General features: G+C 66.5%; 6 protein-coding genes. 5 read left to right on the top strand and 1 reads right to left on the bottom strand.

The window, feature by feature from the left end; genetic code table 11:
• The 4 genes from QZY48_RS29850 to tsaE all read left to right on the top strand — a co-directional run.
• On the top strand, window positions 1-197 hold a 197-nt coding region (locus tag QZY48_RS29850; RefSeq protein WP_295437467.1), incomplete at its 5' end, for a hypothetical protein.
• 79 nt (window positions 198-276) lie between these two features.
• Window positions 277-1,743 carry a glycogen synthase gene (locus QZY48_RS29855; protein WP_295437469.1) on the top strand — a complete coding sequence of 489 codons (1,467 nt, stop codon included), beginning with the start codon at window positions 277-279 and terminating at the stop codon, window positions 1,741-1,743.
• Between the two features lie 272 nt (window positions 1,744-2,015).
• Window positions 2,016-3,560, top strand: a complete 1,545-nt coding sequence (locus tag QZY48_RS29860) for an NAD(P)H-hydrate dehydratase (protein ID WP_295437471.1) — start codon at window positions 2,016-2,018, stop codon at window positions 3,558-3,560.
• Window positions 3,560-4,018 (top strand): tRNA (adenosine(37)-N6)-threonylcarbamoyltransferase complex ATPase subunit type 1 TsaE, encoded by a 459-nt coding sequence (tsaE, locus tag QZY48_RS29865; protein WP_295437473.1) that lies wholly within the window; start codon window positions 3,560-3,562, stop codon window positions 4,016-4,018. The genes QZY48_RS29860 and tsaE overlap by 1 nt, the downstream gene beginning before the upstream one ends.
• Before the next feature lie 295 nt (window positions 4,019-4,313).
• On the opposite strand, the gene QZY48_RS29870 is transcribed toward tsaE, so the two are convergent.
• Window positions 4,314-4,490: an Rpn family recombination-promoting nuclease/putative transposase gene (locus QZY48_RS29870; RefSeq protein WP_295437475.1), complete on the bottom strand. Its 177-nt coding sequence runs from the start codon at window positions 4,488-4,490 to the stop codon at window positions 4,314-4,316.
• A 44-nt stretch (window positions 4,491-4,534) separates the two neighbouring features.
• Here QZY48_RS29870 and QZY48_RS29875 point away from each other — a divergent pair.
• Window positions 4,535-4,754: hypothetical protein (locus QZY48_RS29875; protein WP_295437477.1), on the top strand; the 220-nt coding region annotated here is incomplete at its 3' end.

Genomic DNA, 4,754 nt, shown 5'->3' on the forward strand with positions numbered 1-4,754 from the left:
ACAGGACCAAGGCTGAAGCCTTGGACTCCAGAGGATGGCGGTTGGCCGGAACGATGATCAAGGCCCAGCGCGCTACGATAACCTCGACAACGACAACGACAACGACAACGACAACGACAACGACAACGACAACGACAACGACAACGACAACGACAACGAGATTTGCGCAAGTTCCATTCCCTAATAGACATGTTTAACTTATTAGTGAACCGTTCCTAACCGGCGGCGGCCACGGCCGCTACCCACTCACGAGCCATCCCAAAGGGGGCAGGGCGCATGTACATCGCCATGGTCAGCGCCGAGTGCGCGCCGATCGCCAAGGCCGGCGGTCTCGGGGACTTCGTCCAGGGCCTGGCCCGGGAGTTGTCGATTCGGGGCAATCAGGTCGAGATCTTCCTTCCCAAGTACGACAGCCTGCGCTTCGATCGCATCCGGGGCCTGACCAAGGTCTATGAGGGTCTGTGGGTACCCTATTACGACCAATGGGTCCATTGTGACGTGGAGCACGGTGAGGTCGACGGACTCCAGTGCTACTTCATCGACGAGCACGCCCGGGAGAACTTCTTCCGGCGCGGCAAGATCTACGGAGAGCCGGACGACGCCAACCGTTTCGCCTTCTACTGCCGGGCAGTGCTGGAGTTCATGCTGAAATCCGGCCGCCACCCGGACGTGATCCACTGCAACGACTGGCAGACCGGCCTGATCCCGGTGCTGCTCTATGAGATTTACCAGGGCCTGGGGATGAAGCACACCCGCGCCTGCTACACGCTGCACAATATGGGGCACCAGGGCGTGACGGGGGAGTCCATCCTGCGCCAGGTGGGCCTCAAGCCCGAACGCCTCATGACCATGGAGCGGCTGCTCGACCCCGTCAATCACCGGGCGGTGAACCTGATGAAGGGCGGGATCGTGTTCTCCAACTTCGTCACCACCGTGTCGCCGCGCTACGCCTGGGAGATCCAGCATACCGACCAGGGGATGGGGCTCCAGGGGCTCCTTCAATATTACGACCGCAAGTTCGGCGGCGTCCTGAACGGCATCGACTATTCGGTGTGGAACCCGGAACTGGACCCCCACCTGCCCCAGCCCTACGGCCCCGATACCCTGCCGCAGAAGGCCGCCAGCAAGAAGGCCCTGCGCCAGCGCCTGGGTCTGGATGATGTCTTCAAGCCGATCATCACGGTCGTCAGCCGTCTGGACCGCCAAAAGGGGGTGGACCTGATCCGCCGGGCGATCTATTTCTCGCTGGAGAGCGGCTGTCAGTTCGTACTCCTGGGCTCAGCCCCGGAGCCAGCGGTGAATGAGCGGTTCTGGGGCATCAAGCGCGAAATGGACTCAAACCCCGACTGTCACCTGGAACTGACCTATGACGAGGAACTGTCGCACCTGATCTATGGCGGGGCCGACATGATCCTGATCCCCAGCGTCTATGAGCCCTGCGGCCTGACGCAGATGATCGCCATGAAGTACGGCGTGGTCCCCATCGTGCGCCGGGTCGGCGGACTGGCCGACACCGTATTCGATGCCAACTACTCGGACCGGCCCTTCGAGGAGCGCAACGGCTATCTCTTCGACGAACTGACCGAGAGTGCGCTGGAGGCCGCCATGGGCCGTGCCATCGGTCTGTGGTTGCGCTTCCCGGAATACTTCCGGCAGTTGCGCGTCAACGGGATGCGCGCCGACAACTCCTGGAACCGGCCGGGGCAGTCGTACCTCGATATCTATCACCATCTGCGCAACTGAGGAACGAGTCAAGAACAAGTTAGACACATGACAATCGTTGTCGTTGTCGTTGTCGTTGTCGTTGTCGAAATCGTAATCGGAGAAGCGACATAGTTTGGCGTGCGAGCGGATCCGTGGCGCTACGATAATCTCGACAACGACAACGACAACGACAACGACAACGACTGCGATCGATTTCTGACTCGTTACTGATCCTGTCCATTTATTCTCACGCCGCTCGCGATGTCGCGGTATGATTCCGTGTTATCCGCTGCTACGGTTACCAGAACCCCATGCCCAGATCAACCCCACATACCCCCGCTCTGCCCCAGTCACTCTATCGCGCCGACCAGGTCCGCGCCCTGGACCGCAGCGCCATCGAGGTCCACGGCATCCCCGGGATCGAGTTGATGAATCGGGCCGGCAGTGCCGCCTATGCGCTGCTGCACACCCGCTGGCCGCAGATCGAGCGCCTGACGGTCCTCGCGGGCCTGGGTAATAACGGCGGCGACGGCTATGTCATCGCCCGGCTGGCGCGGGCGGACGGTATGACGGCGACCGTGTTGCAGATCGGCAACATCGATGGGGTCGGCGGCGACGCCGCCCTAGCCCTGGCCGCCTACCGGGAGGCCGGCGGTCCGATCGAGCCCTTCAACGCCCTGCCCGCGCAACCGGGTGTCATCGTCGATGCGCTCTTCGGCACCGGTCTCGACCGGCCGGTCACCGGCCCCTGGGCCGCGGCCATCGCGGCGGTCAACGCAAGCGGTGTGCCGGTACTGGCCATCGATATTCCCTCCGGACTCCAGTCGGACACCGGGGCCGTGCTCGGGGTCGCGGTGCGCGCCGCCGCGACCATCAGCTTCATCGGCCTCAAACAGGGCCTCTTCACCGGGGCCGGACCGGACCAGTGCGGCGCCGTCCATTTCAGCGACCTGGGCGTCCCCGCACCGGTCTACGCCACGCAAACCCCTGCCGCCTGTCGCATCGACTGGACCCTGCAATCCGCCCACCTGCAACCGCGGCGACCCACCGCCAACAAGGGCGACTTCGGCCATGTGCTCATCATCGGCGGTGCCCCCGGCATGTCCGGCGCCGCCCGCCTGGCCGGGGAGGCGGCCCTGCGCGCCGGGGCCGGACTGGTCACGGTCGCCACCCACCCGGACCACGCCGCCCTGCTCAACCTCACCCGCCCGGAACTCATGGTCGGTCCGGTCGCGGACCCAGAGGCACTGGATGCACTGATCGAGCGGGCCACGGTCATCGCCATCGGCCCCGGCCTAGGCCGCGCCGACTGGAGTCGTCGACTCTGGGAGCGCGCGCGGCTGAGCGGCAAGCCGCTGGTGGTCGACGCCGACGCGCTGAACCTCCTGGCCGAGTCACCCGCGACCAACCCGGACTGGGTCCTGACCCCCCACCCCGGCGAGGCCGGACGCCTGCTCGGGTGCGGCACGGCCGCGGTCGGCGCGGACCGCTTCCAGGCCGCGCTCGAGATCGAGCGGCGCTACGGCGGGGTGGTGGTTCTGAAGGGCGCCGGCACCCTGATCCAGGGCGAGCCCCAGCACCCGCCCGCGGTCTGCACCGACGGCAACCCCGGGATGGCCACCGCCGGTGCCGGCGACGTGCTGACCGGCGTGATCGCCGCCCTGTTGGCCCAAAGCCGCGCCTTGGGACTCGACGCGCGGCAGGCGGCCGGTCTCGGTGTCTGTCTCCACGCGGCGGCCGGCGACCGCGCCGCCCGGGACGGCGAGCGGGGGCTGATCGCCGGTGACATCCTCGCCGCCCTGCGCCCGGTCGCAAACAGGCCCGCCGGGCGCCCGTCCGGGGTGGGGGAGGGCTGATGGAGATCCTGCTCCCCGACGCCGATTCCCAGACCGCCTTCGGCGCCCGCCTGGCCGTCGCCCTACCAGCCCAGTTCGTGATCTACCTGCACGGGGATTTGGGCACCGGTAAGACCACCCTGGCCCGCGGCATCCTGCGCGGCTTGGGCCACCAGGGCGCCGCCCGCAGCCCCACCTATACGCTGATCGAACCCTATGAGATTGGCCCCCGCCGGGTCTATCACCTCGACCTCTACCGCCTGGCCGATCCCGAAGAACTCGAATACCTGGGACTGCGTGACCTGCTCGGCGACGCCGCCCTGTGGCTGGTGGAATGGCCCGAGCGCGGGGCAGGGCTGCTGCCGGCGGCGGATTTGAGTGTCGGGATCGAGTATCTTTCGGAGGGGCGCAAGCTGACCCTGAGTCCACAGGGTGAGGCGGGGGAAGGTTTGATCGAGGGGCTGGGTCGGGGGAGATAAGGGGGGTCGTTACGAAGCCTGCGCAGCGCCATTCTTATCCACAGTTGGCCCAGTTACCGGCGAACGCACGCAAGGTGGGCCTGAACATGACTCCGGCCACGCTGCTGGACGCGAGGTCGCTGCTCCGCACAGCGGACCCTACGGGCGCGGGGCGGTAGGGTCCGCTGTGCGGACCGCAGACCGCGCCGTTGGCTGATGGGCCGGGATGATGATCAAGGCCCGCGGCGGCCTCGATCATAACTCCGGCCACGCGGGCGCGCCGACTGCGTAGTCAGGCCATCCTGGCCTGACCGAATCAGGGCTGGAAGCCCTGACTACGCACGCCCCGCGATCGACTGGCCGGAACAAAGATCAAGGCCATCGCGGTGAGCAACTCCGGCGGCAGGTGGTGGCGCAGGAAGTCCAGGGCAACGTCCCGGCGGCCGAAGCTCTCGCGGAAGAAGGCGTCGTGGGGTGCGGTGATGGCGTCCATGGGGGCTGAGGCTAGTGGCTTCGATTCAGGAGCGCAAGTGGGTGGTGAGTCGTTGCCCGTGCGTCCACTCCGGCGTCACTATCTGGTCGGCCTTGCGCGGGTTGCTCCAACCCTACGTGACGCGGGAACGTCCGGACTTGCTCCCACGCCGGAGCCTCACTGCCATTGAGTTAAGCCGCAACGGCTACTGGGAGCGCCGCACCCCAGTGCGGCGCGGCCTGTGCTCAACCCCCACCCGGCGGGGTTATCTGCGAGATCGCGCCG

Source organism: uncultured Thiodictyon sp. (assembly GCF_903828115.1).
GTDB lineage: Bacteria > Pseudomonadota > Gammaproteobacteria > Chromatiales > Chromatiaceae > Thiodictyon.